The organism is Microbacterium terregens (assembly GCF_039534975.1).
Classification (GTDB): Bacteria; Actinomycetota; Actinomycetes; order Actinomycetales; family Microbacteriaceae; genus Microbacterium; species Microbacterium terregens.
Genome location: NZ_BAAAWH010000001.1, coordinates 1,110,946 through 1,135,617, shown reverse-complemented (window position 1 = coordinate 1,135,617; position 24,672 = coordinate 1,110,946). Strand labels below are relative to the sequence as shown.

The 24,672-nt window shown below is 70.2% G+C and carries 21 protein-coding genes; 6 read left to right on the top strand and 15 right to left on the bottom strand.

Annotated features, from left to right (window positions below; genetic code table 11):
- Nucleotides 1–10: 10 nt before the first annotated feature.
- From purH to ABD655_RS05080, 3 genes are read right to left on the bottom strand one after another with little or no spacing between them, the layout of a single operon-like run.
- Entirely contained in the window at nt 11–1,615 is a 1,605-nt protein-coding gene (gene purH / locus ABD655_RS05090; protein ID WP_344712123.1) for a bifunctional phosphoribosylaminoimidazolecarboxamide formyltransferase/IMP cyclohydrolase, read from the bottom strand.
- A gap of 35 nt (nt 1,616–1,650) precedes the next feature.
- Nucleotides 1,651–2,238: a phosphoribosylglycinamide formyltransferase gene (purN, locus tag ABD655_RS05085; protein WP_344712122.1), complete on the bottom strand. Its 588-nt coding sequence runs from the start codon at nt 2,236–2,238 to the stop codon at nt 1,651–1,653.
- 4 nt (nt 2,239–2,242) lie between these two features.
- Nucleotides 2,243–3,952: a cell division protein PerM gene (locus tag ABD655_RS05080; RefSeq protein ID WP_344712120.1), complete on the bottom strand. Its 1,710-nt coding sequence runs from the start codon at nt 3,950–3,952 to the stop codon at nt 2,243–2,245.
- A 129-nt stretch (nt 3,953–4,081) separates the two neighbouring features.
- On the opposite strand from ABD655_RS05080, the gene ABD655_RS05075 reads away from it, so the two are divergent.
- Nucleotides 4,082–5,563, top strand: coding sequence for an NCS2 family permease (locus ABD655_RS05075; protein WP_344712118.1), 1,482 nt, complete (start codon nt 4,082–4,084; stop codon nt 5,561–5,563).
- Between the two features lie 13 nt (nt 5,564–5,576).
- On the opposite strand, the gene ABD655_RS05070 is transcribed toward ABD655_RS05075, so the two are convergent.
- The 5 genes from ABD655_RS05070 to ABD655_RS05050 all read right to left on the bottom strand — a co-directional run bounded on the left by ABD655_RS05070 (nt 5,577) and on the right by ABD655_RS05050 (nt 10,685).
- Nucleotides 5,577–6,320, bottom strand: a complete 744-nt coding sequence (locus ABD655_RS05070; protein WP_344712117.1) for a formylglycine-generating enzyme family protein — start codon at nt 6,318–6,320, stop codon at nt 5,577–5,579.
- A gap of 16 nt (nt 6,321–6,336) precedes the next feature.
- Nucleotides 6,337–6,777, bottom strand: coding sequence for a nitroreductase family deazaflavin-dependent oxidoreductase (locus ABD655_RS05065; protein ID WP_344712115.1), 441 nt, complete (start codon nt 6,775–6,777; stop codon nt 6,337–6,339).
- Nucleotides 6,778–6,960: 183 nt separating this feature from the next.
- Nucleotides 6,961–7,863, bottom strand: coding sequence for a succinate--CoA ligase subunit alpha (gene sucD, locus ABD655_RS05060; protein ID WP_344712113.1), 903 nt, complete (start codon nt 7,861–7,863; stop codon nt 6,961–6,963).
- Nucleotides 7,864–7,907: 44 nt separating this feature from the next.
- Nucleotides 7,908–9,071, bottom strand: coding sequence for an ADP-forming succinate--CoA ligase subunit beta (gene sucC / locus ABD655_RS05055; protein ID WP_344712110.1), 1,164 nt, complete (start codon nt 9,069–9,071; stop codon nt 7,908–7,910).
- An 81-nt stretch (nt 9,072–9,152) separates the two neighbouring features.
- Nucleotides 9,153–10,685, bottom strand: a complete 1,533-nt coding sequence (locus ABD655_RS05050; protein ID WP_344712108.1) for an FAD-dependent oxidoreductase — start codon at nt 10,683–10,685, stop codon at nt 9,153–9,155.
- A 137-nt stretch (nt 10,686–10,822) separates the two neighbouring features.
- Between ABD655_RS05050 and ABD655_RS05045 the strand changes: the two genes are divergently transcribed.
- From ABD655_RS05045 to ABD655_RS05030, 4 genes are all read left to right on the top strand, one after another.
- Nucleotides 10,823–11,530 carry a TetR/AcrR family transcriptional regulator gene (locus ABD655_RS05045; RefSeq protein WP_344712106.1) on the top strand — a complete coding sequence of 236 codons (708 nt, stop codon included), beginning with the start codon at nt 10,823–10,825 and terminating at the stop codon, nt 11,528–11,530.
- 135 nt (nt 11,531–11,665) lie between these two features.
- Nucleotides 11,666–12,820, top strand: a complete 1,155-nt coding sequence (locus ABD655_RS05040) for an AI-2E family transporter (RefSeq protein ID WP_344712104.1) — start codon at nt 11,666–11,668, stop codon at nt 12,818–12,820.
- A 70-nt stretch (nt 12,821–12,890) separates the two neighbouring features.
- Nucleotides 12,891–13,937, top strand: a complete 1,047-nt coding sequence (locus tag ABD655_RS05035) for an ATP-dependent DNA ligase (RefSeq protein ID WP_344712102.1) — start codon at nt 12,891–12,893, stop codon at nt 13,935–13,937.
- 175 nt (nt 13,938–14,112) lie between these two features.
- On the top strand, nt 14,113–15,096 hold the full coding sequence (locus tag ABD655_RS05030; protein ID WP_344712100.1) for a DUF5074 domain-containing protein: 984 nt from the start codon (nt 14,113–14,115) through the stop codon (nt 15,094–15,096).
- A gap of 103 nt (nt 15,097–15,199) precedes the next feature.
- On the opposite strand, the gene ABD655_RS05025 is transcribed toward ABD655_RS05030, so the two are convergent.
- From ABD655_RS05025 to ABD655_RS04995, 7 genes are all read right to left on the bottom strand, one after another.
- Complete coding sequence (locus ABD655_RS05025) at nt 15,200–16,366, bottom strand: DNA polymerase domain-containing protein (RefSeq protein ID WP_344712097.1); 1,167 nt, start codon at nt 16,364–16,366, stop codon at nt 15,200–15,202.
- Between the two features lie 61 nt (nt 16,367–16,427).
- Nucleotides 16,428–16,850 carry a dihydrofolate reductase family protein gene (locus ABD655_RS05020; protein ID WP_344712094.1) on the bottom strand — a complete coding sequence of 141 codons (423 nt, stop codon included), beginning with the start codon at nt 16,848–16,850 and terminating at the stop codon, nt 16,428–16,430.
- 217 nt (nt 16,851–17,067) lie between these two features.
- Nucleotides 17,068–17,544, bottom strand: a complete 477-nt coding sequence (locus ABD655_RS05015) for an SRPBCC family protein (protein WP_344712091.1) — start codon at nt 17,542–17,544, stop codon at nt 17,068–17,070.
- 5 nt (nt 17,545–17,549) lie between these two features.
- The gene (locus tag ABD655_RS05010; RefSeq protein ID WP_344712089.1) at nt 17,550–17,897 is read right to left on the bottom strand and encodes an ArsR/SmtB family transcription factor; all 348 of its coding nucleotides are present in this window, start codon (nt 17,895–17,897) and stop codon (nt 17,550–17,552) included.
- Nucleotides 17,898–18,012: 115 nt separating this feature from the next.
- Nucleotides 18,013–18,990, bottom strand: a complete 978-nt coding sequence (locus tag ABD655_RS05005; protein ID WP_344712087.1) for an SseB family protein — start codon at nt 18,988–18,990, stop codon at nt 18,013–18,015.
- Between the two features lie 98 nt (nt 18,991–19,088).
- Nucleotides 19,089–21,524, bottom strand: coding sequence for an ATP-dependent helicase (locus ABD655_RS05000; RefSeq protein WP_344715685.1), 2,436 nt, complete (start codon nt 21,522–21,524; stop codon nt 19,089–19,091).
- Between the two features lie 244 nt (nt 21,525–21,768).
- On the bottom strand, nt 21,769–22,764 hold the full coding sequence (locus tag ABD655_RS04995; protein WP_344712085.1) for a hypothetical protein: 996 nt from the start codon (nt 22,762–22,764) through the stop codon (nt 21,769–21,771).
- A gap of 107 nt (nt 22,765–22,871) precedes the next feature.
- Between ABD655_RS04995 and ABD655_RS04990 the strand changes: the two genes are divergently transcribed.
- The gene (locus ABD655_RS04990; protein ID WP_344712083.1) at nt 22,872–24,653 is read left to right on the top strand and encodes a SulP family inorganic anion transporter; all 1,782 of its coding nucleotides are present in this window, start codon (nt 22,872–22,874) and stop codon (nt 24,651–24,653) included.
- Nucleotides 24,654–24,672: the final 19 nt, after the last annotated feature.

Genomic DNA, 24,672 nt, shown 5'->3' with positions numbered 1-24,672 from the left:
AGCGCCAGCGTCAGTGGAAGAAGTGGCGCTCGCCGGTGAAGAACATCGTGACGCCGGCTTCGCGGGCAGCGTCGATCACCTCGTCGTCACGGACCGAGCCTCCGGGCTGCACAATGGCCCCGATTCCGGCGTCGATGAGGACCTGCGGTCCGTCGGCGAACGGGAAGAACGCATCGGATGCCGCGACGGATCCGGCCGCGCGAGCACCCGCACGTTCCACCGCGAGCCGGCAGGAGTCGACCCGGTTGACCTGGCCCATCCCGATGCCGACCGTCGCGGAGTTCTTCGCGAGCACGATCGCGTTGGACTTCACCGCGCGGCACGCCTTCCAGGCGAAGATGAAGTTGGTCATCTCCTCCTCGCTCGGCCGCTCGCCGGAGACGAGCTGCCAGTCCTTCGCGACCGACTCGATGTCGTCGGGGAAGCGGTCGGCGTCCTGCAGCAGCAGGCCGCCGGAGACGAGTCGGACATCCATCCGCTCCTGCTGCCAGTCGACCGGCAGACGCAGCACGCGAAGGTTCTTCTTCAGCGCGAACACCTCGAGCGCCTCGGGCTCGAACTCCGGCGCCACGATCACCTCGGTGAAGATGTCCCGCAGGTTCTCGGCCATCTTGAGCGTCACCCGGCGGTTCGCGGCGATCACACCGCCGAAGGCGGACACCGGATCGCACTCGTGCGCGCGCAGGTGAGCGCTGGCGATCGCATCCAGCGCGTTGGGCGCCGAGACGGCGATCCCGCACGGGTTGGCGTGCTTGATGATGGCCACCGCGGGCTTGACCATGTCGAATGCGGCGCGCAGCGCGGCATCCGCGTCGATGTAGTTGTTGTACGACATGCCCTTGCCCTGCAGCTGTGTGGCCTGGGCGATGCCGTGGCCGCCGACGCGCGAGTAGATCGCCGCGCGCTGGTGCGAGTTCTCGCCGTAGCGCAGCGTCTCGAGCCGCTCGGCCTTGATCGTGAGGTGCTGCGGCAGATCGGCGTCCGAGAGGGTTTCCTCGGCGAACCACTGCGCGACGGCGCGGTCGTACGCGGCCGTGTGCGCGAACGCGCGGGCGGCGAGGGCGCGGCGCTGAGCCAGGCTGGTCCCGCCGACGCCGATCGCGTCGATGACGCCGGGATACGACTCGGGTGAGACGACGATGGCCACGTTCGCGTAGTTCTTCGCCGAAGCGCGCACCATGGCCGGTCCGCCGATGTCGATCTGCTCGACGACCGCGTCGCCTTCGGCGCCGGAGGCCACGGTCTCGACGAACGGGTACAGGTTCACCACGACGAGTTCGAACGCCGCGATGCCGAGCTCGTCGAGCTGACGCTCGTGGTCCTCGAGGCGGAGGTCCGCGAGCAGGCCGGCGTGCACGCCCGGGTGCAGGGTCTTCACGCGGCCGTCGAGCGACTCCGGAAAACCGGTGACCGCAGCGACGTCGGTCACCGCGAACCCGGCATCGCGGATGGTGGCCGCGGTGGAGCCGGTCGAGACGATCTCGATCCCCGCGCCGGCCAGAGCCTCGGCGAGCGTCAGCAGGTCGGTCTTGTCGCTGACCGAGACGAGCGCCCGGCGAACCGGCACGAGATCGCGGTCGCGGTACAGGGAAGGGTCGTGGCTGGGGCCGGCCATGGGTGCTCCTCGGGTGGGGATCAGGGGGGTGGGGGTCAGCTCGCGGCAGCGAGGTCGAGGTCGCCCGTCGCAATGCGGCGGATGACGTCGATCATCAGCCGCCGCTCGACGGGTTTGATGCGTTCGTGCAGGGTGTGCTCGTCGTCCCCGGGAATCACGGGGACGCGCTCCTGGGCGAGGATCGGGCCACTGTCGACGCCGTTGTCGACGATGATGACGCTCGCGCCGGTCTGGGCGACACCCGCGGCCAGGGCATCGCGCACACCGTGCGGACCGGGGAACTCGGGAAGATAAGCCGGGTGCGTGTTGATGATCCGCGGGCTCCACGCCTCGACGAGGGACGGCGGCAGGAGTCGCATCAGCCCGCTCAGCACGACCAGGTCGGGCTTCCACACGTCCAGTTGCGCACCGAGCTCGGCGCCCCATTCCTCGCGCGAGTCGAATTCCCGCCAGGGCACGAGCATGGTCGGGATGCCGTACTCCTCCGCGTGCGCGAATCCGGCGGCCTCGCGGTCGGCGCCGACGACGATCACGCGCGCCGGGAAATCAGCTTCGGCCGCCTCATCGAGCAGGGCCCGCAGATTGGACCCCGCGCCCGAAATGAGGACGGCGACCGTGAGCACCCGTCTAGTCTATCGGCGGCAGGGGCTTCGGCCTGCGGGGCCCGAGGTCGACGGTCGGGGTCGCGTCCGGGTCGTCGGAGCGCGGGCTCGGCGGGGGCTCGGACCTGCCCGGATCGCTCACCTCCGGCGCGGCATCCTCGACGCCGGGCGCGGCTTGGTCGGCGTCGTACGGGTCGACGTCGTGCGGGTCGACGTCGCGCGCCCAGGCGTCCGCGCTCACCACCGGCTGCGTCGCGGCGTCCGAGGGGGACCACGCGAACCCGTTCGACGGGGGTTCCTCGGCGGGTGCCGGGGCCTCCCGACCCTGTTCCCTCCGCGCCGCGCGCGTCCGTCGACGCGGTGACAGCAACAGGATGCCGGCGCCCAGCAGCACCTCCGCTCCCACCGCCAGCGCGACCGGTCCCGGCGGCGGTCCGACCTCGGCGAGGCGCCCCGGTCCGATCGAGCCCGAGGCGAGCAGGCACAGCAGCGCCGCTCCGGCCCCGGCCAGGACGGCGATTCCGACCGCGATCACCAACCGTGCGCCGATCGGATCCCCGGCCGGCGAGCCCAGTTCTGTCCCATCGTCCTGTACCCCCGTCCGGCCCCCGTCCCGCGCCGGCGCGACGGCGGACGGCCGGGTGCCGTCGACCCCGGCCAGCAGTGCGGTCAGCGCCGAGCTGCGTGTGCCACCGGGCACCGCATCCGGGTGCGTCGGGTGATCCGACGGGCCCGGCTCCACCGCGCGCGGCGGCGCGGCCAGGCGCGAGCGCGCGATCCAGCCGGCCAGGGCACCGAGCGCAACCGGCAGCAGGGCCAGCAGGAGCAGCCACGGGGTGGTGGATGCGGGGAGCGCACCGAGCACGGGGATGCCGGGAATCACGCCGAGCTGGGTGCCCGCGGGCGATACCGCCGTGTCGATGCCGACGGCGAAGCCGGGCCCCGCGACGAAGGACATGCCCCAGATGACGAGCGTCGGCAGGTAGGCGAGCTGGGTGAGCGTGACGATCACGGCGCCGAGCGCGTCGACGTTGGCTGCTTCGAACAGCGCGACGACCTCCCCTCCGCGCAGCAGCAGCGCGGCGGCGAGGACCAGCGCGCCGAGTCCGATGAGCCCGGTGAGCACGACGCCGGCGCCGCGGACGGTCAGCCCGACGGCATCCGCCCACCCGTGGGGGGCCCTCTCGACACGGTCGCGCACCCGGGCGATCAGGCCCGCACCGGCCTCGCGCCACTCGGTCACGACGGCTCCGGCGCACAGGGGGAGCGCGAAGACCAGGGCGGGCATCAGGATCGCCTGCCAGAGCTCCACCTGTGCGATCGCGGTGCCCGAGGTCAGGGCGATCGCGGTCGCCAGCGCCGTGAACACGACAGAGCCGGTCACGACGCCGGTGACCCACGCGTCCGCCTGCGAGGCGCGTACCCCCGAGCGGGCCGCGAAGATCGCGGTGAAGACGGCGAAGGCGAGGGGGGCGAGCGAAAGGACGAACGATGCCGCGGTCGGGTCGATGCCCGCGACGGCGAGGTAGTCGCCGGGCAGTGTGACGTGCAGAGGGACGAGATTTCCGAGCTGCCACACCGCTGCGCTCGCGGGCCAGAGGGTCCCCCACTCGGCCGTCCCGCTCATCCCCACCACCCACAGGACGGTGAGCGGGGCAAGGGTCGCCGCGATGCCGACCGCCGCCGCGATGGCGGCATCGACGGCGGCGAGGAGAACGACGATCAGGCGATGCATGCGTCATCGACCCTAGTTCGACACGCGGTGCGATCCCGGCGCACACGCACGCCTCGGTCACCTCCGCCCGAGCCCCGGCGGTCAGAGCAGCGGCATCCGTTCCGATAGCGTCTTTGTCGGAGGTCATTCATGAGCACAGCACCTACGTCCGCGCCCGAAAGCACCGAGGTCGTCGACACCGACGCACCGCGCAGCGCGTTCGATCGCTTCTTCGAGATCAGCAAGCGCGGCTCGACGATCGGCGCGGAGATCCGGGGTGGTCTGGTCACGTTCGTCACGATGGCCTACATCGTGATCCTGAATCCGATCATCCTCTCCAGCGGTACGGACGTCGCCGGCGACACTCTCGGCTTCACGCAGGTCGCCGCCGCGACGGCTCTGACCGCGGGTCTGATGACGGTGCTCTTCGGGCTGGTCACACGCCTGCCGTTCGCGTTCGCGGCGGGTCTGGGCATCAACTCCTTCCTCGCGGTCTCGGTCGTCGGGCAGGTGACGTGGGCCGAGGCGATGGGCCTCGTCGTCATCAACGGCCTGATCATCGTGCTGCTGGCCGCCACCGGTCTGCGCCGCATGATCTTCAACGCGGTTCCGATGCAGCTGAAGATCGCGATCACCGTCGGCATCGGCCTGTTCATCGCGTTCATCGGATTCGTCGACGCGGGCTTCGTCACCGCGACGGGTGCGTCCTCTCCCCCGGTCGGCCTCGGTGTCGAGGGTTCGATCGGCACGGTTCCAACCCTCATCTTCGTCTTCACGCTGCTGCTGACCGGCATCCTGGTCGCCCGCAAGGTCAAGGGCGGAATCCTCATCGGTCTGGTCAGCGGCAGCATCGTCGCGGTGGTCGTCGAGGCGATCTGGAACCTCGGCCCCCGCTTCGCGGACGACGGCACGGTCAACCCCGGAGGGTGGGGCCTGTCGGTCCCCGAGCTTCCCGCGTCGCTGGTCAGCCTGCCGGACCTCTCGCTGCTCGGGCAGGTGTCGTTCGGTTCGTTCGAGCGCATCGGCGTGCTGGCGGCGATGATGCTGGTGTTCACCCTCGTCTTCACGAACTTCTTCGACGCGATGGGCACGATGACCGGCCTGTCCAAGGAGGCCCGCCTGGCCGACGCGCGGGGCGACTTCCCCCGCATCAAGTCCGCGCTGATCGTCGAAGGCATCGGCGCGGTGGCCGGTGGCCTCACGTCGAGCTCCTCGAACACCGTCTTCATCGAGTCCGGCGCGGGCATCGGCGAGGGCGCCCGCACCGGGTTCGCGAACGTGATCACCGGCATCCTGTTCCTTGTCGCGATGTTCTTCACCCCGTTGGCGTCGATCGTGCCGACCGAGGTCGCCGCGGCGGCCCTGGTGATCGTCGGGGCGATGATGATGGCGCAGATCAGGGACATCGACTTCTCCGACTTCTCGGTCCTGCTGCCGGTCTTCCTCAGCGTCACCGTGATGCCGTTGACGTACTCGATCGCCAACGGCATCGGCGCGGGCTTCATCTCCTGGGTTCTGGTCCGCTCGCTCGCCGGCAAGGCGCGCGAGATCAGCCCCCTGCTGTGGATCGTCGCCGCCGGCTTCGCGCTCTACTTCGCACGCGGTCCCGTGGAGATGCTGCTGGGAGGCTGACCGCGGGCGCAGGTCAGCGCCGCGGGGTCCAGCCGAACGGCAGCGGTCCGTCCACGGCGGCCCGCTCGCGGTCGGCCGCCGCGGACCAGCCCTGCGCGGCATCCGCCCCGTCGAACCCGCCGCGCGCGACCCGGAACCCGACGTCGTCGTGGTGCGTGCGTGGGGGGCCGCCGCGGCGTGTGGATGCCCGCACACTCCAGGCGTCGTCGGCGAAGCCGCCGCCACGGAACACCCGGTACTCGTCATAGCGGGCCGGGTCGAGCAGGTCCCAGCACCACTCCCACACGTTGCCGAGCGTGTCGAACAGGCCGTTGAGGTTCGGCAGGCGGCTGCCCACGGGCTGCGGCGCGCTCACGCCGTCGGCCGCCGTCCACGCGATCTCGGCGAGCGGACCGTAGTGCGCTCCGGTCGAGCCCGCGCGACACGCGTACTCCCATTCGGCCTCGGTCGGCAGTCGGTAGCCGTCGGAGTCGACCTGCCACGTGACGTCCTCGCCCTCGAACGTGTAGGCGGGATCCAGGCCCTCCCATTCCGACGCGGCGTTGCAGAACCGAGCCGCGCGGAACCAGCTGACGTTCACTGCGGGCGTTCGGGGGTGGGATGCCGTCACGCCGAGCAGTTCCGCAAGCTGCTCCTCCGTGACCGGGAACACGCCGATCTGGAACGACTCCAGGGCGACATCGCGATGCGCGCGCCGACGAGCGTCATGGAGGGTGACTCTGCCGGCGGGAAGGGACGCCAGCTCGATATCGTTCACCGGGCGCGGAGCCCGCTCAGTGCTCGATCGGCTCGAGCACGAAGATGGCGATCTGCCGGTCGGTGCGCGTCTGGTAGTCGTCGTACGCCGGCCAGACCGCGGTCGCATGCCCCCACCATTCAACGCGCTCGGGCCCGGACAGCTCGCGAGCGTTGTAGTCGCGCTTGACCCCGCCGTCCTGGAGCTCCACGTGCGCGTTCGCGCGCATGTTGCCGGCCCACTTGGGCTCATCCGGATCGCCGCCCTTGGACGCGACCACCGCGTATCGACCGCCGTGCTCGACGCGCATGAGCGCCGTCTTGCGGAGCGCCCCCGATTTGGCGCCCACGGTCGTGAGGACGATGATCGGCACCCCGCGCAGCAGGTTCGCCTCAGCGCCGTCGGAGGCCTCGTAGCGTTCGGCCTGCTTGCGGGCCCATTCCGAGGTGCTGGGCTTGTACTGTCCGATGAGTGGCATCTGTCCACCGTATCCCGACCCCGCTGCCTCGGCGCCATACCGAAAGGGGCGCGCCCGGCGGGCCGGGGTGGGGTGGGCCCCCGCAACGGCGTCTCATGCCGCGGGCTCCGCGCCGCACGGCACCATGACCGATGAGGACGGGGGACGGATGCCGCGGCATCCGTCCCCCGTCCTCTGGTGCGCCTAGAGCGACGCGATGATCTCGCGCATCAAGTCCGCGGTCTCGGACGGCGTCTTGCCGACCTTGACCCCGGCGGCCTCGAGGGCCTCCTTCTTGGCCTGCGCGGTGCCCGCTGAGCCGGACACGATGGCGCCGGCGTGGCCCATGGTCTTGCCCTCGGGGGCGGTGAAGCCCGCGACGTAGCCGACGACGGGCTTGGTGACGTTCTCGCGGATGAAGTCCGCAGCGCGCTCTTCCGCGTCGCCGCCGATCTCGCCGATCATGACGATCGCCTTCGTCTCGGGGTCGGCCTCGAATGCCGCGAGGGCATCGATGTGCGTGGTGCCGATCACCGGGTCGCCGCCGATGCCGATCGCGGTGGAGAAGCCGATCTCACGCAGCTCGTACATCATCTGGTAGGTCAGCGTGCCGGACTTCGAGACGAGTCCGATCGGCCCCTTGCCGGCGATGTTGGCCGGTGTGATGCCGACCAGTGACTCGCCCGGGGTGATGATGCCGGGGCAGTTCGGTCCGATGATGCGCGTGGTGTTGCCCTTGGACTGCGCGTACGCCCAGGCCTCGGCGGTGTCGCCGACGGGAACGCCCTCGGTGATGACGACCAGCAGCGGGATCTCCGCGTCGATGGCCTCGACCATCGCGTCCTTCGTGAACGCAGGGGGCACGAACGCGATCGACACGTCGGCGCCGGTCTTCTCGATGGCCTCGGCCACCGAGGCGAAGACGGGAAGCTCGACGGGGTTGCCGTCCGCGTCGTGGTGCAGCACGGTGGTGCCCGCCTTGCGTGCGTTCACGCCGCCGAGGACCTGCGTGCCGGCCTTGAGCATGAGTGCCGTGTGCTTGGTGCCTTCGCCGCCGGTGATGCCCTGGACGATGACCTTGGAATCCTTGTTGAGGAAGATCGACATATCTTGAAGTCCTTAAGAGTTCGGTCCCTGAGCCCGTCGAAGGGTCAGGCGTTGGCCAGCTCGGCGGCCTTGTCGGCGCCTTCGTCCATGGTGTCGGCCAGGGTCACGAGCGGGTGGTTGGCGTCGCGCAGGATCGCGCGGCCCTCCTCCACCTTGTTGCCGTCCAGGCGCACGACCAGCGGCTTGGTGGCCGTCGCGCCCAGCTCGGCGAGCGCGCCGACGATGCCCTTCGCGACGGCGTCGCAAGAGGTGATACCGCCGAAGACGTTGACGAAGACGCTCTTGACCTGCGGGTCGCCGAGGATGACATCAAGGCCCGCGGCCATGACCTCGGCCGAGGCGCCGCCGCCGATGTCGAGGAAGTTCGCGGGCTTCACGCCGCCGTGGTTCTCGCCTGCGTAGGCGACGACATCCAGCGTCGACATCACCAGACCTGCGCCGTTGCCGATCACGCCGACCTGGCCGTCCAGCTTGACGTAGTTGAGGTCGTTCTCCTTGGCCTTCGCCTCGAGGGGGTCGGCGGCATCCTTGTCTTCGAGCAGCGCGTGCCCGGCGTGACGGAAGTCGGCGTTCTCATCGAGGGTGACCTTGCCGTCGAGTGCGACGATGTCGCCCTCCTCGGTCAGCACGAGCGGGTTGACCTCCACCAGCGTGGCGTCCTCACCCTTGTAGACCGAGTACAGCTTGACGAACACGTCGCTGACCTTGTCGACCAGCTCCGGAGCGAAACCGGCCGTCTCGGCGATCTCGACGGCCTTCTGCTTGTCGATGCCGGTCAGCGGGTCGACCGCGACGCGGGCGAGCGCTTCGGGGCGCTCGACGGCGAGCTCTTCGATCTCCATGCCGCCCTCGACGCTGGCCAGCGACAGGTACGCGCGGTTGGCGCGGTCCAGCAACACCGAGAAGTAGTACTCCTTGTCGATCCGGGCACCGGCCGCGACCATGACGCGCTTGACCACGTGGCCCTTGATGTCCAGTCCGAGGATCGCCTTCGCGGCTTCAAACGCCTCGTCGGGGGTCTTGGCGACCTTCACGCCACCGGCTTTGCCGCGGCCGCCGGTCTTGACCTGGGCCTTGACGACGACGAGTCCGCCGATCTTCTCGGCCGCAGCCTTCGCCTGCTCGGGTGTGTCTGCGACGATGCCGGCGAGCACCGGCACGTCGTACTTCTCGAATAGGTCACGTGCCTGGTACTCGTACAGATCCACAGTGCAAGCCTCCGCTGGGATGAAAGGGGAGATGACGCGAAAGCGTCTTGATGTCGAGAGATCGACCAATCCACAAGCGTACTACCGCGTGACGGAAGGTCCCGACCGGTCCAGCCGCGTGAGGTCCCTGGTCGCCGGTCCCTCGATGCGTCGTCCGTCCGGGGCGAAGCGCGACGCGTGCAGCGGGCAGTCCCACGTGCACTCCTGGTCGTTCCAGGTCAGCACGCCACCGAGGTGGGTGCACACCGCGCTGACGGCGCGGCTCACGCCGTCGACGGTGGAGATGGCCACCGGGTGTCCCCCGCGGTTCGCGACGATTCCCTGCCCCTCCTCCGGCTTCGCCACGGGAACAGGCGTCCGCTGCGCACCGACCCAGCCCGCCGCGGCCTCCCACCCGACGCGCAGGTTCTCGACCCCTCCACGGCCGAGATCGGCGGGCACGGTCATGCGGTGGGCGATCGTCGTCATCCACTCCGGCCGGTCGCGCCGCGGCACGCGCGTGATCTCGGCGGTGAGCCGAAGCGCCGCGGCCGGACCGTTGGACAGACCCCACTTGCCGAATCCGGTGGCGAACCGCACTCGCCCCAATCCGCGGGGCATCGCTCCGACGAAGGGCATGAGGTCGTGCGACTCGTAGTCCTGCGCGGACCACGACATTCGCGGCTGTGCACCGGGGAAGTGCCGGCGCGTCCAGTCGATCAGGTCCGCCACCTGTGCCCGCTCGGACTCGACTCTGCCGACCGGGTGTCCGTTGCCGCCGACGACCAGCCGGGCCCGATCGCCGGGACCGTCCCCCGCGGTAACCGAGCGGATGGAACGCGTCGGGCCGTCCACCGACAGGTAGAGCCCGTCCGGCACCTCGCCGTCCACATCGAAGCCGACGCAGTAAGAGCGCAGTCCCCGTGTCTTGGCGAAGTAGAAACCCCGCTCCATGATCGGTGCGCCCGTGGCCAGCACGACCTGACCGGCCGTGGCGAACCCCGCGGTCGTCTCCACGACGGCTCGGGGCAGGACGTGAACGTGCATCACACGGGTTCCGGTGTGGAGGGTTCCTCCGGCGGCCACGAACTCCCGGGCGAGCGCGAGCGCCACGGCCTGAGGGTCGATCGCGACCTGATCCTCCAGCGCGACCGCGTCGACGACCGGGAACGGGCCGTCCCCATCCGGCAGGACGCGTCGCACGTCCAGACCTGCCTCGTGCGCTGCGGCGAGCTCGGCCGCAACACAGTCCGTGCCGTCGCCGGACTGCGCGTACGAGTACGCCGTGCGCCTCGTGTAGGACACACCCGCCGCATCGGCGAAGGCGGTGAGCCACTCCGCGCCCTCGCGGTTGGCGTCCACGTAGGCGCGGACGAGCGCCGCAGGGTGATGACGCCGCATCGTGGAGAGCACCTTCCCCTGCAGCAGCGAGAGCTTTCCGGTGTTGGCCCCGGTGGCGAGGTTGCCGACCTCTCCCGCCTCCAGCACCGCGACATCCCTGCCCTTTCGCGCGAGCATCAGAGCGGTGGCAAGACCGGTGATCCCGGCACCCACCACGATCACATCGTGCTGTTGGCCGATCTCGAACGGCGTTCCGGCGACGACGGCGCCGTCGGCTCTCCACAGGGACGTCATCGCCCCAGTGAACTCCCCCATCCCGCCGCCGTCTACCCGGTTGACAGGCAGTCCCGGCGTTTCGCGGGCGCGCCATCGGGTTCGTGACGGGCGCGCGCGTCATCCCGGAGGAGGGCGGCCGGCAGTAGGCTTCGGGGATGATCGAGTCCGCGCCCGCGCCGGCCGATTCTGCGCAGCCGCCCGCCTCGCCGCCGTCACGGACGGCGGTCGTGGCCGCGGCGCTGGAGCTGTTCGAACGTCAGGGCTTCGAGGCGACCTCAGTCGAGCAGATCGCCCGAGCCGCAGAGGTTTCCCGCAGCACCTTCTTCCGGCAGTTCGGCGGCAAGGAGGACGTGGTCTTCGCCGATCACGAGGTGCTCCTCGACGAACTGCGGGAGTGGCTCGGGAACGGTCATGACGACCCGTGGCGTGCTGTCTGCGAGGCCTCCGAGCGGGTCTTCCGCCACTTCGCGGCCGAGCCCGACGTGGCGCGCCGTCGCTACACCGTGGTGCGGCAGGTGCCCGCGCTCCGCGAGCGCGAGATCGTCACCGTCTTCCGCTACGAGCGCCTGTTCGACGATTACCTCCGCGGCGCGATACCCGGTCTGGACCCGCTCGATGCGGTCGGCTTCGCCGCGCTCGTGACCGCCGTGCACAACCATGTACTGCGCCGGCTGCTGCGCGGCGGGCGGGTGCGGATCGGCGTGCTGCGCGCGGCGCTCGATGACGTGCGGCGCCGTTACGGGGTCTATCCCGACACGGCCGGCGATGCGGACGACGACCTCGTCGTGGCGGTGTTCCCTCGACGGATGCCGCCCGCCGAAGTCGTCCGCCGCCTTCGCGGTCACCTCGACCCGCCGCGCTGAGGACGTCGGTCCGGGCGCCGGTCCCCCTTGTCCGCGAAGCGCACGTGGGGCCTTGGCCTGACCGCGGCCGCTCGCACACCCCGCGCGCCGGCGCAAGGGTCCCGGCGCATCCGGCACCGGGATTAGCCTCGGACCATGGGACTGTTCCGGAACGAGCCGCAGACGATCCGCTTCGACTCGCGGGATGTCGAACTCAGGGCGACCAGAGCGCCGTGGAGTCTGTGGGCCGACGGGTTCGGCAAGCTCGGCATTCGCGCGATCCAGATCATCGTCGTGGTCGCGGTTGCCGCCGGCATCGTTCTCGTGATCGGTCAGCTGACGCTGGTGACGATCCCGCTGGTGATCGCGCTCATCCTGGCCTGCGCGTTCAACCCCGTGATGCGCTGGATGCGACAGCGCGGCATCCCGTCCGTTCTGGCCACCCTGCTCACGCTGCTGACGATCGTGGTCCTGCTCACCGGCATCGGGTGGCTCATCGTCTGGGCGGTGCGCGACCAGTGGGATGAGCTGTACGCGCAGGCCGAGGAGGGGATCCAGTCCGTGATCGCCTGGGCGCAGGCGCTGCCGTTCTTCGACTCCGCCGCGACCGAGTTCGACGGCTGGGTGGAGTCGGTCACCGATTTCCTCACCAGTGCGCAATTCGGCTCGGGTGCGCTGGCCGGTGTCGGGGCGGTGGCGAACTTCGTGACCGGACTCGTCCTGCTGGTGACGATCCTGTTCTTCTTCCTCAAGGACGGCCCGCAGATGTGGGAATTCCTGCTGCGTCCGTTCCGCGGTGAGAGCTACCTGCGTGCGCGCCGGATCGGCGACAAGACCGTCGGCGTCCTGGGCTCCTACGTGCGCGGAACCGCGACGGTCGCCGCCGTGGATGCCATCGGCATCCTGATCGGCCTTCTCATCCTGCAGGTGCCGCTGGCCATCCCGCTCGCGGTCCTGGTCTTCCTCCTCGCGTTCATCCCGATCGTCGGCGCGACCGTGGCCGGCATCCTCGCCGCGCTCGTGGCGCTCGTGGCGAACGGCTGGGTCAATGCCCTGTTCGTCCTCGGCGTCGTGGTGCTCGTCAACCAACTCGAAGGCAACTTCCTGCAGCCGGTGCTGATGGGCCGGTCGATGAAGCTGCACGCGTTCGTCATCCTGGTCGCGTTGACGGTGGGCACGGTGCTCGGCGGGATCGTGGGCGCGGTCCTGGCCGTACCGATCGCCGCGGCGGTGTGGGGCGTGATCCAGGTCTGGGACGGCCCCGACCTTCCCGCGCGCTGGGCGCGACCGAAGCATCCGATCGAGGCGTAGACCGCGCCGATCCCCGCAGGCGTGGACGGAGCTTCTCGACCGCGTCCGGCCCGGAGGCCAGGATGGACCCATGCCGTACGAGATTCCCGCGCCGATGCTCGCCAAATCCGTCCCGGACGTTCCGGATCAGGACGCGGTCCCGGGCGGCCTGAGCTACGAGCCGAAGTGGGACGGCTTCCGCGGGCTGGTCTCGTGGGACGGCGAGACCGTCGAGATCGGCTCCCGCGGCGCGAAGCCGCTGACCCGGTACTTTCCCGAGCTGGTCGAGGCGTTCGCACGCCTGCTGCCCGAGCCCTGCCTGATCGACGGCGAAGTCGTCGTGCCCAAGGGCGAGCCCGGCGCCCAGCGGCTGGACTGGGAATCGCTGACCCAGCGCATCCACCCCGCGGCCTCCCGCGTGAAGATGCTCGCCGAGACCAGCCCGGCGATGTTCATCGCGTTCGATCTGCTGGCGCGCGGCGACCGCGACCTGCAGTCGGCGCCGTTCGCGACCCGCCGCGCCGAGCTGGTCGAGCTGCTCGCGGGGCTGCCGCACCCGATCCACGTGACGCGAACGACGACGGATGCCGCGACCGCCCGTCGCTGGCTCAGCCAGTTCGAGGGCGCCGGGCTCGACGGCGTGGTCGCGAAGCCGCTCGCCCAGCCGTACGCGCCGAACAAGCGCACGATGTTCAAGATCAAGCACGCCCGTATGGCGGACGTCGTGGCGCTGGGGTACCGCATCCACAAGTCCGGCGAGGGCGTCGGATCGCTGCTGGTCGGCCTGTACACGGATGAGGGCCAGTTGCACAACGTCGGCGCGGTCTCTGCGTGGAGCAATGCACGACGACTCGAGTTGATCGACGAGCTCGCCCCTCTCGTGGAGACGGATGCCGCGGGCGAGGCTCTCACCGGTGAGGGCGAGAAATCGCGCTTCTCGGCGGCGGGGCGGGATTCGTCGTTCGTTCGACTGCGTCCGGAGCGGGTGCTCGAGGTGCGTTACGACCAGCTCGAGGGCTGGCGCTTCCGGCACACCGTCCAGTTCGACCGGTGGCGTCCGGACCGCGACCCGCGCTCGTGCACGTTCGAGCAGCTGGAGTCGGTGTCGGCGTACGACGTGGGTGCCGTCCTGGAGTGACCGGGGCACGTCCCTGGTCCGCCCGCGGGTGAACGTCACGATTCGAGGGCGGGTCATCGTCAGCGGGTTGTGATGCGGCATCCCTCGACGTACCGTGGGCGCCAGCACCGCGCTGGCACCTGACCTCCGGCGGTGCGGACACCGCAGCCCGTCGCGTGTCAGGAGGTGAGCGCCGATGCTGACCGCAGGCAGGAGCGCCCGTCGCCGCCCCGACAGCGAGCCGTCTGCACGGGCGTTCTGGCGCCGCACGGTCCTCGCACCGCTGGCCGTCCTTTCGGCGTTCACCAGCACGGCCTGCTTCGGTGCACCGCCGGAGCGCGCCGAGCCGAGCCCGGAATCGTCGCCGTCCGCGATCCTCGAGGTCTTCGACGTCGGCGGCTCGGGGTGGGAGATGTCGGCGACCGACGATCATCTGTGGGTCCAGGTCGGTCCCCCCGTGGATGCCGTCGTCCGTGTCGAGAAGGCCACCGGCGAGGTGACGGCGACGATCCCGGGCGGATCGACGGTGGAGGCAGACAGCGAGGGACTCTGGGTGGGATGCTGCGACGGGGTGGCGAGGATCGACCCCGTCTCGGGCGAGGAGCTGCTGCGAGCCCCGGGCGAGGGCGCCCTCGCCCTCGGCGAGGGTTTCGCGTGGCTGTACAGCCAGGACGGCCGACTGACGAAGGTGCACGCCACGACCGGAGCGGTGGAGCAGGCAGCCACGATCGACCCGGCGTTGTGCACCGACTCGAAGGACCTGCTCATCGCCTTCGGGTACGCGTGGCTGGCCTGCAGGCACGGGGTCGTCGTGCGTATGGACCTGACCGCCGGCACCTCCAGCGTGCTCCCGACCGCCGGAGGGACGCACACGTTCGCGGCCACCGGCGAGGACGTCTGGGTCACCAACGAGGACGCGAACAGCGTCATGCGCATCGACCCGGATACCGCCGACGTGGTCGAGATCCGCGGCGTCGGCACCGGAGTCGGCATCACGGTCGGCGATGGCTACGTGTGGGCCTCGGACGAGAACGGCATCGCGAAGATCGACCCCGAGACGAACGAGGTCGTCGACCACATCGACCTGGGAACCGACCAGCTCTTCGAGCTGGTGTGGGACGACGGGGTGATCTGGGCCACCACCACGACGGACCGCGTCCTCGAGGTCGACGCTCGCTGACCCAGGCGGCACCGGATTCGGACGCTCGGATGGGATTCGGCCTCACCCGGCCGCGGCATCCGAATCCGGCGCACTGCGCCGATTCCGTCACACCGCCGTGTGGTCAGGCGTCCGGCTTCTTCGCCCGGCTCGGCTGCACGCGCGGGGGCTCGCCGGGCATCTTCGGAAAGTCCGGCGGGAACGCCAGTTCGCCCAGGCCCGAGTCCAGGTCGCGCTGCCACCACTCCAGGAGCGTGTCGATGCGGCCCGGTCGTTCCAGCAGTCCGGCCCACGGGTCGCCGACCGTCGCCAGCCGCTCCGGCACGCTGCGGATCGTGAAAGCGGCGGGGTCCACCTCGTCCAGTTCGTCCCACGTCACCGGCGTCGCCACGGTGGCGGTGGGCAGCGCGCGCGGGCTGTAGGCCCCGGCCATCGTGCGGTCTCGGTTGGCCTGGTTGAAGTCGACGAAGATCCGCTCTCCGCGCTCCTCCTTCCACCAGCTCGTGGTGACCTTCTCGGGCATGCGACGCTCGAGTTCGCGGGCCGCGGCGATCACCGCGTGGCGCACGTCGAGGAACTCGTGCGTCGGCTCGATCGGGCAGAACACGTGGATGCCGCGGTTGCCGCTGGTCTTCACCCACGCGTCCAACCCGGCCTCACGCAGGACTTCGCGCAGCGCGTGCGCGGCCGGCACGGCATCCGAGAAATCCGTCCCGGGCTGCGGGTCCAGATCGATGCGCAGTTCGACCGGATCGTCGGTATCGCCGGCCAGCGATGCCCAGGGGTGGAACACGATGGTGTTCATCTGGACGGCCCACACGATCGCGGCGGCCTCGGTGAGCACGAGCTGCGGATGCCGCCGCCCGCTGTTGTAGGTCACCATGACCGACGTCACGAAATCCGGGGCGCCCTTCGGGGATTCTTCGAGAAGAAGGACTCGCCATCGATCGACTCCGGGTAGCGCTCCAGCGAGACCGGCCGGTCGCCGTTCGCGGACAGGAAGGGTCCCGCCACGGCGATCACGTACTCGGCGAGTTCGTGCTTGGTGATGCCCAGCTGCGGCCAGAGCACCCGGTTCGGGCTCGAGAGCCCCACCTCGCGATCGCCGTCCGGTCCCGGCACCGTCAGAACTGTTCTCTCCGTGGCCATACCCCGACCCTATGGGCCCCTCTGCCTCCGCGCGACGCCTGGAGTCCCTCGGTCCGGCGCCCGGTCTTCTCCGCCGGCGGGCCTCACTGCCGGTGTGCGTCGAAACTCGGGGCAGAACAGGGCCACGAGGCCTCCGGCCCACCGGCGACCCCGAAATCTCCCGCCGGTTTGACCGCGGTCGAGACCGCCGCCGGCGCGGAGGATCACCGGAGAACGGGAAAGCGCAGATGCGTGACCCGAGGTGTCGGGATGATCACGGTCGGATCGCCGAGCCTGACCGCGGCCGGGTCGACGTCCGCGAAGTACCGGTGTCCCGAGCCCATCACGATCGGCACGAGGTCGATCGCGACCTCGTCGACCAGGCCCGCCGCCAGAGCGTGTCCGGCGATCGTGCCGGCAGCGACGCCGACCGTGCCCTCGCCCGCGATCTCTCCGGCCCGGCGGATCGCCGCCTCGATGCCGTCGGTCACGAAGTGGGCGTTGCCGGTATGAGCATGGGTCCAGTCGGTCGGCGGATCGTGTGTGAGGACGACGAAGGGCACGCCGAGCGGATGCTGCCCACCCCAGCCGTCGGTGATGTCGAAGAGCGTGCGGCCACGACGAGGCAGCCCAGCTGGGACGTCCACTCTCTCCAGTAGTCCGCGCTCTCCCGTGTGAGGTGGAACGGGGGCAGGCTTCCGGCGTTGACCGTCTCGACGTCGCCGGCTTCGTACCAGTCGAAGAGTGCGCCGGGATCGTTGTCGTCGTAGGCGACGAAACCGTCGAGGGACATCGTCGCCGACGTGACCACCTTGGCGGGGTTCCGTCCCACTCCCCCGGCGCGCTGACGCGCGCCCCGCCCGCTCACCGGCCCGCTGCGAGCAATTCGTCGAGCTGCTCGTAGCCCTCGCGCATGCCCACCTCCATGCCTTGCTGCATCATGGTCTCGAGGGCATCGACGCTCGCGAAGACACTGTGGTCGACGATGCGCGAGCGTCCGCCCGGCAGCTCTTCGAACCGGATCACGTCGACGCTGATCTCGTCGGGTGCGCCCTCGTACTCGAAGGTCTGGATGATCAGTTCGTTCTCGCGCACGGTGTGGAACACGCCGCGGAATCCGAACGTGCCTTCCTCACCGCCCTGCTCGAACCGGTAGCCGCCGCCGGTGCGGAAGTCCCAATCCGTGATGCGGGTCTCATAGCCGCGCGGACCGATCCAGCTCTTGAAGAACTCGGGGTCGGCGTGGGCGCGGAAGACGGCGACCGCCGGGGCCTCGAACTCGCGCGTGATGTCGGCGTACGACTGACCGGGAGTCGCATCGATGACGACGGGATTGCTCATGATCTCTACTCCTTGTTCGTGTGGGTGATGTCACTTCCGGATGCCGCCAGCACGGCGTCGAGGCGCGCGTAGGCGGCTTCGGCGTCGAGCCGGTACCGGTCGATCCACGAGGTGAGCCGGGCGAGGGCTGCCGCATCGAGATGAACCGGACGACGCTGGGCCTCCCGCGTTCGCCACACAAGTCCCGCGTCCTCGAGGACGCTGATGTGCCTCGAGACCGCCTGGAGGGTGATGGCGAACGGCTCGGCCAGCTCACCGAGCGTTGCAGGCCCACGACTCAGGCGTGCCACGATCGCGCGGCGCACCGGGTCGGAGAGGGCTGCGAACGCCCTGTCGAGCGCAGCATCCGTCATTTGTTTTCAACTGTTCTCTTGATCAACTAACTTGTTGAGTACGGTATCGCCGAGCGCGCCGCACGTCAAGAGGTGTCCGAGGATTCCCGGAAAGCCCTCCGTGCGTCGAGACCGATCAGGCGGGCAGCGCCAGGATCGGCGCGAGTTCAGCGCGCGAAAGACGCATCCACGGACCGCCCGGGTCGACGATCACGCCGGCCAGGCCCTGGTCGGCCTGCAAGGCTGCCGCAAGCTGGGGCGCGGTCATCGGCGCGGCCCGGTCGCCGCGTTGCTGCGAGGCCACCTCGAGGGGATGCGAGTACAGCTCGAGCAACCGGTCGCCGTCGACGGTGCGCGCCTCGGCGACGCCGACCTGTCCCCCGGGCGACGTGTTCACCGCGACCCAGAACTTCGCACGCGTCAGGGTGTCCGCCAGCTCCGACGCCGTCGCGGGGGTGCGCTCTGCGGACAGCAGCGTCTTGACCTCGAACGTCGGATCGCCCTGCTCCACGAGCTTCTCGAGCAGCTCCCGCGGGATCACCGCGCGCGCCGGCGCCGACGCGTGATCGACGACGATCCCGGCGTACGTGCCCGCGAGCACGTAGCGGATGACCGAACGCACCGGCTGGCCCATCGCGGACGTGCCCAGCTCTTTGTCGGCCTTGATGCTCGCACGCAGCGCCGTTCCGCTGCTGTACGCGAGGACGAACTGCTTGCCGTTCAGCGTGACCACCGCGACCGGCAGGTCCTTGCCCGCCGCGAGAAGCTCGCGGGCGTCGCCTTTGACCCGCAGGAACAGGTGTCCCTGCAGCAGCTGCCGGGCGACGCCGAGGATGTCGGCGACCGAGGGCGACTCGGACAGGGCGGCGAGCGCTTCGCGCAGCACGACGTTGTCCTTGATGCCGGGCACCGACTCGGTCGCGGCAGCCGCCCCGGCAGGGGCTGCGGGCGCGGGCTGCGCGCCCATCCCGCGGTACGACGAGACGGAGATGCCGACGGATGCCGCGGCATCCGTGGCCGCATCACGCGAGGGCTGCGTGGCTGTCGCGTCGCCGGACTCCGCCCCTGGGCCGTCGTTGCCGTCTGAGTTCGTCCGCTTTGAGAACAGAGCCATGTGTGGAGCGTAACGGCACCGGCGGCGCTGGCGCGGCAGCGCCGACCGCGTGCGCCGCAGAAAGTCCGCCGCGCCCACCGCGAGGTGGTGCGGACCGGTTACTGGATCTTCTCGATCGGCGCGATCTTGATCAGGAGCTTCTTCGGGCCGGCCGTGTCGAAGCGCACGTGGGCGACGCGCTTCGCGCCCTCGCCGGTGACGGCATCCACCCGTCCCTCGCCGAAGTCGTCATGCTTGATGCGGTCGCCCGAGGCGAGCTGAAGGTCGCCGTTGTCCCGCACTTTCGCCGGGATGCGGTTCGCGAAGCGGTCGATCGAGGTCGACTTCGGCACCAGATCGTCGCCATAGCGCGTGCCGGAACTGCTGGGGCCGCCGGAGCGTCGTGCGTTCAAGGCCCGTGACTGCATGCCTCCGCGCGAGTTGACGTCGCCGGGCGACTGGCGCCAATGGATGAGGTCGGTGGGGATCTCCTGCAGGAACCGGCTGGGCATCGCGACCGAGATCTCGCCGAACTGCGCGCGGGTCATGGCCAGGGAGAGGTAGAGGCGCTTGCGGGCGCGCGTGATGCCGACGTAGAAGAGGCGCCGCTCCTCTTGCGGACCGCCCGGCTCCCCCGCGGAGATGCGGTGCGGAATGAGGTCCTCTTCGACGCCGGTCACGAACACGGCGTCGTACTCGAGCCCCTTCGCGGTGTGCATCGTCATGAGCGACACCGAGCCCGAGGCGTCCTCGAGGTCGTCAGCGTCGGACACGAGCTGCACCTCCGCGAGGAAATCGATCACCGTGCCCTCGGGGTTGTTGCGCGCGAACTCGCGGGCCACGGCCACCAGCTCGTCGAGGTTCTCGACCCGGGCCTCGTCCTGCGCGTCGCGGCTCGCGCGCAGGGCATCGGTGTACCCGGTCTTGGCCAGCAGCAGCTGCAGTCCGTCGGCGACCGCCGTGGGCGGCGCGAGCTCTCCGGTCGCGGGAAGCATCACGTCCGTGGCTTCGGCCAGCACCGCGTCCAGGTGCGCGATGGCGGCCTGCATCTTGGGGCCGACGCCGAGCGCCGACGCGTTCGCGAGCGCATCGCGGAAGGTGATCTGCTCGTTCGCGGCGTACCGCGAGATCGCCTCGACGGTCACATCGCCGATCCCCCGGCGCGGCCGGTTGATGATGCGACGCAGCGCCATCTCGTCGGCGGGGTTGGAGACGGCGACCAGATAGGCCAGCGCATCCTTGATCTCGGCGCGCTCGTAGAACTTCGTGCCGCCCATGATCTTGTAGGGCACCGCGGAGCGGATGAAGATCTCCTCGAGCGCACGGCTCTGCGAGTTCGTGCGGTAGAACACGGCGATCTGCGAGTAGTCGATCCCGCCGCGGCGGAGGGTGTCGACCTCGTCAGCGACGAACTGCGCCTCGTCGTGCTGCGAGTAGCCCGTGAAGCCGACGATCTTCTCGCCGGCGCCGACGTCGGTCCACAGCTTCTTGTCCTTGCGGTCGAAGTTGTTGCCGATGACGGCGTTCGCGGCGCTCAGGATGTTCTGGGTCGAGCGGTAGTTCTGCTCGAGCAGCACGACCTTCGCACCCGGGTAGTCGCGTTCGAATTCGCTGATGTTCCTGATGTCGGCGCCGCGGAACGCGTAGATCGACTGGTCGGAATCACCCACGACGGTGAGGGATGCCGGTGCCCGGTCGGGGTCGTCCGCGGGGTCGGGTTCGAAGATCATCATGCCGCCGCCTGCGGCGATGGGCGGTGCGTCGGATCCGATCGGCCGGGTGAGCTCGTGGATCAGCGCGTACTGCGCGTGGTTCGTGTCCTGGTACTCGTCGACGAGGATGTGACGGAAGCGACGACGGTAGGTGTCCGCGACTTGGGGGAAGGCGCGGAACAGGTACACCGTCTGGCCGATCAGGTCGTCGAAGTCGAACGCGTTGGCCCGCTGCAGCGCGCGCTGATAGTCGGTGAAGACGTCGACGAATTTGCGTTCGGCCGGATCGTTCATGTTCGCCGAACGCGCGTAGGACTCGGCATCCGACAGCTCGTTCTTGAGTTTGGAGATGCGACTCTGCGTGCTCGCGGGGGTCAGCCCGAAGGCGTCCGCCTCGTGCTCCTTGACGAGCCGCTTGATGAGCGCGCGCGAGTCGCCGGAGTCGTAGATCGTGAACGACTTGGTGAACCCGAACTGCTCGGCTTCGCGGCGGAGGATCCGCACGCACGCGGAGTGGAACGTCGAGATCCACATGCCCTGGGCGCGATCGCCGACCAGTTGGGCGACCCGCTCTCGCATCTCGCCCGCAGCCTTGTTCGTGAAGGTGATCGCCAGGATCTGGCTCGGCCACGCCTCTTTCGTGCGCAGCAGGCTGGCGACCCGGCGCGTGAGCACGCTGGTCTTGCCCGAGCCCGCACCGGCGATGATCAGCAGGGCGGGACCACGGTAGATGACCGCTTCGCGCTGGGGAGGGTTCAGGCCCACCAGCAGGTCTTCGTCGGGACGGGCGCCGGTCGGAGCGTCGCCCTGCTGCGGGCCGCGTTCGCCGCCGACGATGATCATCGGGGCGGATGCCGCGCCGCGCGCGGTGGAGGTGGCGTCGGTCATGTCCCATCAAGTCTAGGTCGCCGGGACGACACCGGCCGAGATCGCGGGCGCTGTCGTGATCGCGTGGACGCTCGGCGGCTCGAAGCCGCGCGTCGCCGTTCGCGACGGCATCCTGACGCTGCCGCCTTCTCCGTCGCGCGCAGGTCCGCGCGGCGGTCGGTCACTGACAGGATCTCGGATCAGACCCTGACCTCGCGGCCTAGTTCGTCAGACCCACGGACGCGTCCGGCGAAGCCGGCGCGTCCCGGTCGCGGCGACGGTACGGCAGCGCCAGGAGAACGCCGACCACCGTCACGACCAGTCCCGAGCCGACGGCCCACCACGCGGCGGCGGCGGGGATCTCGGAGTAGACGGTGATGCCGAGGATGCGCGCCATCCCCGAGGGCAGCAGCCCGAGCTCGTCGTTCCACGCGGCGAGCATCGCCTGCGCACCGACGCTCGCCACGATGACGGCGGCGAGGAGCAGGGCTGCGCCGATGCCGGCGAGAACGGTCCCGGTCGCCCGGCGACGTCCGATCTGCGCCGCCAGCGCCCAGCCTGCGGCGACGAACGCCCAGACGAACAGGGCGAACGCAATGGCGATGTACACGGTGCTGCGCGGCGGATCGGTCCAGAACGACACCCAGTGCCCCCCGGGTCCGTCCACCGACAGCGCCACGAGGGCCACGATGCAGCGGAGAACGACCACGCCGCCGACTGCGGCGATCACGGGCCAGGGCGAGCGTCGACCGATCACGAGTCGGACGACCACCACGAACCCGATCCAGGCCGCCAGGACCAGTGTCAGCTGGGCCCCCCACCGGAACGACGACTGCGCGGCACGGGTCGCGATCAGGAGTGCTGCCGGGACGATCAGCAGGAGCCACCGGTCCAGCGGCAGCATTCCGAGCGTCGACTCGCGGGCGCGCCACGGGCGGGTCGCGCCGAGCCAGGAGGCGCGGGCGGCGGCGGCTCCCGGACGACGGACGAGTGACGTCCGCGACGCGACCGCCCCGATGGCGATCCACAACGCCGCGAGCACCAGCAGTCCCCGCGCGACCCAGGCCATCGCCGGGTCGCGCTCGACGACCGTCAGGGGCAGCTCGGCGGGGACGCCCACCGCGTCGCCGACGAAGATCCCGACCGCCGCTCCGAGCACCACCAGCAGGACGAACACGACGACGGCGAGGATGTTGCGCCTCGCCGTCATGGTCATGGCTTCACGCTAGCGCGTCGACGCGGTCCCGACTGCCCACCGGACGGCGCTCGATGCGGGTCGCCCGGGCTCTCCTCCGCGGCCGACCCCGCCCGTATGCTGGCCCGGTGAAGGCCGCCGCGCGGACGCTGCGCCGTTGGATTCCGGGGGTCGCCACGGCCCTCGACTACAAACGCGCGTGGCTGTGGCCCGATATCCGCTCGGGGCTCGTCCTGACTGCGCTGCTCATCCCAGCCGGCATGGGATATGCGCAGGCCGCCGGCCTTCCCGCATACACCGGCCTGTACGCCACGATCGTCCCGCTCCTGGCGTACGCGGTCTTCGGGCCGTCGCGGATCCTGGTTATCGGGCCGGACTCCGCGCTCGCCCCGATCATCGCCGCCGCAGTCATCCCGCTTGCCCTCGGCGACGAGGGCCGCGCCGTCGCTCTCGCCGGGCTCCTCGCGATCCTGGTCGGAGGCATCCTCATCGCCGCCGGCGCGCTCCGACTCGGGATCGTGACGGATCTGCTCTCCAAGCCGATTCGCATCGGCTACCTCAACGCCATCGCGCTGATCGTCATCGTCTCGCAGGTTCCGAAGCTCCTCGGCTTCACGATCGGGTCCGGTGGAGCTCTTGCAGATGTCGCCGGCATCGGCTCAGCCATCGCGGATGGTCGCATCAACGTGCCGTCGGCGGCGTTAGGGGTCGGCTCGATCGCGATCATGGTCGTGTTCCGCCTCGTGTGGGGCGGTCGGATCCCCGGCGTCTTCGTCGCCGTGGCCGGCGCCATGATCCTCACCGCCGCTCTCGGACTCGATGAGGCCGTCGCCGTGGTCGGCGCGATGCCGCAAGGGCTCCCCGCGCCGGCGCTGGGCGGACTGGAATGGGCGGACGTCGCCGCACTGGCGGTTCCCGCCGTCGGGGTTGCGCTCATCGCGTTCGCCGACACGGGCGTGCTCTCGCGCACCCTCGCGGCGCGGCGCGGCGAGACCGTCAGCGGCAGCCGCGAGATGGCCGGCCTCGGCATCGCCAACGTCGCGGGCGGCCTGTTCGGCGGGTTCCCGATCTCGGGTTCGACCTCGCGCACGCCGGTCGCCGAAGCTGCGGGCGCCCGTTCGCAGCTGGCCGGCGTGATCGGCGCTGTCCTCGTGCTGGGGTTCATGCTGCTGATCCCCGGCGTCACCCGGTTCCTCCCAGAGTCCGTGCTCGCGGCGGTCGTGATCATGGCTGTGGTCACCCTCATCGACATCCCCGGCGTGATCCGGTTGTTCCGCGTCGACCTCGTGGATGCCCTGCTCTCGCTCGGCTCCTTCCTGGGTGTGTTCCTCGTCGGCGTGCTCGAGGGCATCGCCGTCGCAATCGGCCTGTCGTTCCTGGCCGTCGTGCTGCACTCATGGCGGCCCTACCGCGCGGAACTCGGGCGCATTCCGGGCGTCCGCGGGTACCACGACCGCGTGCGCAACCCCGAGGCCGAGCGCATCCCCGGAATCGTGATCGTGCGGTGGGACGCGCCCCTCTTCTTCGCCAACGCGGGCATCTTCGATGATTGGGTGCGTGCGGTGGTCAACAGAGCGCAGGCGGATGCCGCACCCGGCGCCCCTCCGATCACCACCGTCATCGTCGCAGCCGAGCCGATCACCGACATCGACACGACCGCGATGGACGAGCTGATCGATCTCGACGAATACCTCTCGCAGCAGGGCATCGAGCTCGTCTTGGCCGAGGCGAAGGGGCCGGTGCGGGATCTCATGCGCCGGCACGGGCTGGGTGAGCGGTTCCCAACAGACCGGTTCCCACCCACGGTCGGCGCCGCCGTCGACGCCGAGACGGGCCGACTCCGCAGCGACATCGGTGACGTCGGAGACCCCGCGGACGACGAGGGTTCTCCGGACCCCCGCGACGCGTGAGCGGATGCCGCGACCCGAA

What these genes read in the sequence shown, in the direction of transcription:
- sucD (WP_344712113.1), bottom strand. Translation starts at nt 7,863, where the DNA reads ATGTCGATCTTCCTCAACAAGGATTCCAAGGTCATCGTCCAGGGCATC.
- ABD655_RS05045 (WP_344712106.1), top strand. Translation starts at nt 10,823, where the DNA reads ATGATCGAGTCCGCGCCCGCGCCGGCCGATTCTGCGCAGCCGCCCGCC.
- ABD655_RS05015 (WP_344712091.1), bottom strand. Translation starts at nt 17,544, where the DNA reads ATGAGCAATCCCGTCGTCATCGATGCGACTCCCGGTCAGTCGTACGCC.
- ABD655_RS05040 (WP_344712104.1), top strand. Translation starts at nt 11,666, where the DNA reads ATGGGACTGTTCCGGAACGAGCCGCAGACGATCCGCTTCGACTCGCGG.
- ABD655_RS05035 (WP_344712102.1), top strand. Translation starts at nt 12,891, where the DNA reads ATGCCGTACGAGATTCCCGCGCCGATGCTCGCCAAATCCGTCCCGGAC.
- ABD655_RS04995 (WP_344712085.1), bottom strand. Translation starts at nt 22,764, where the DNA reads ATGACCATGACGGCGAGGCGCAACATCCTCGCCGTCGTCGTGTTCGTC.
- ABD655_RS05050 (WP_344712108.1), bottom strand. Translation starts at nt 10,685, where the DNA reads ATGACGTCCCTGTGGAGAGCCGACGGCGCCGTCGTCGCCGGAACGCCG.
- ABD655_RS05075 (WP_344712118.1), top strand. Translation starts at nt 4,082, where the DNA reads ATGAGCACAGCACCTACGTCCGCGCCCGAAAGCACCGAGGTCGTCGAC.
- ABD655_RS05065 (WP_344712115.1), bottom strand. Translation starts at nt 6,777, where the DNA reads ATGCCACTCATCGGACAGTACAAGCCCAGCACCTCGGAATGGGCCCGC.
- ABD655_RS05030 (WP_344712100.1), top strand. Translation starts at nt 14,113, where the DNA reads ATGCTGACCGCAGGCAGGAGCGCCCGTCGCCGCCCCGACAGCGAGCCG.
- purH (WP_344712123.1), bottom strand. Translation starts at nt 1,615, where the DNA reads ATGGCCGGCCCCAGCCACGACCCTTCCCTGTACCGCGACCGCGATCTC.
- ABD655_RS05080 (WP_344712120.1), bottom strand. Translation starts at nt 3,952, where the DNA reads ATGCATCGCCTGATCGTCGTTCTCCTCGCCGCCGTCGATGCCGCCATC.
- ABD655_RS05010 (WP_344712089.1), bottom strand. Translation starts at nt 17,897, where the DNA reads ATGACGGATGCTGCGCTCGACAGGGCGTTCGCAGCCCTCTCCGACCCG.
- ABD655_RS05000 (WP_344715685.1), bottom strand. Translation starts at nt 21,524, where the DNA reads ATGATCATCGTCGGCGGCGAACGCGGCCCGCAGCAGGGCGACGCTCCG.
- ABD655_RS05005 (WP_344712087.1), bottom strand. Translation starts at nt 18,990, where the DNA reads ATGGCTCTGTTCTCAAAGCGGACGAACTCAGACGGCAACGACGGCCCA.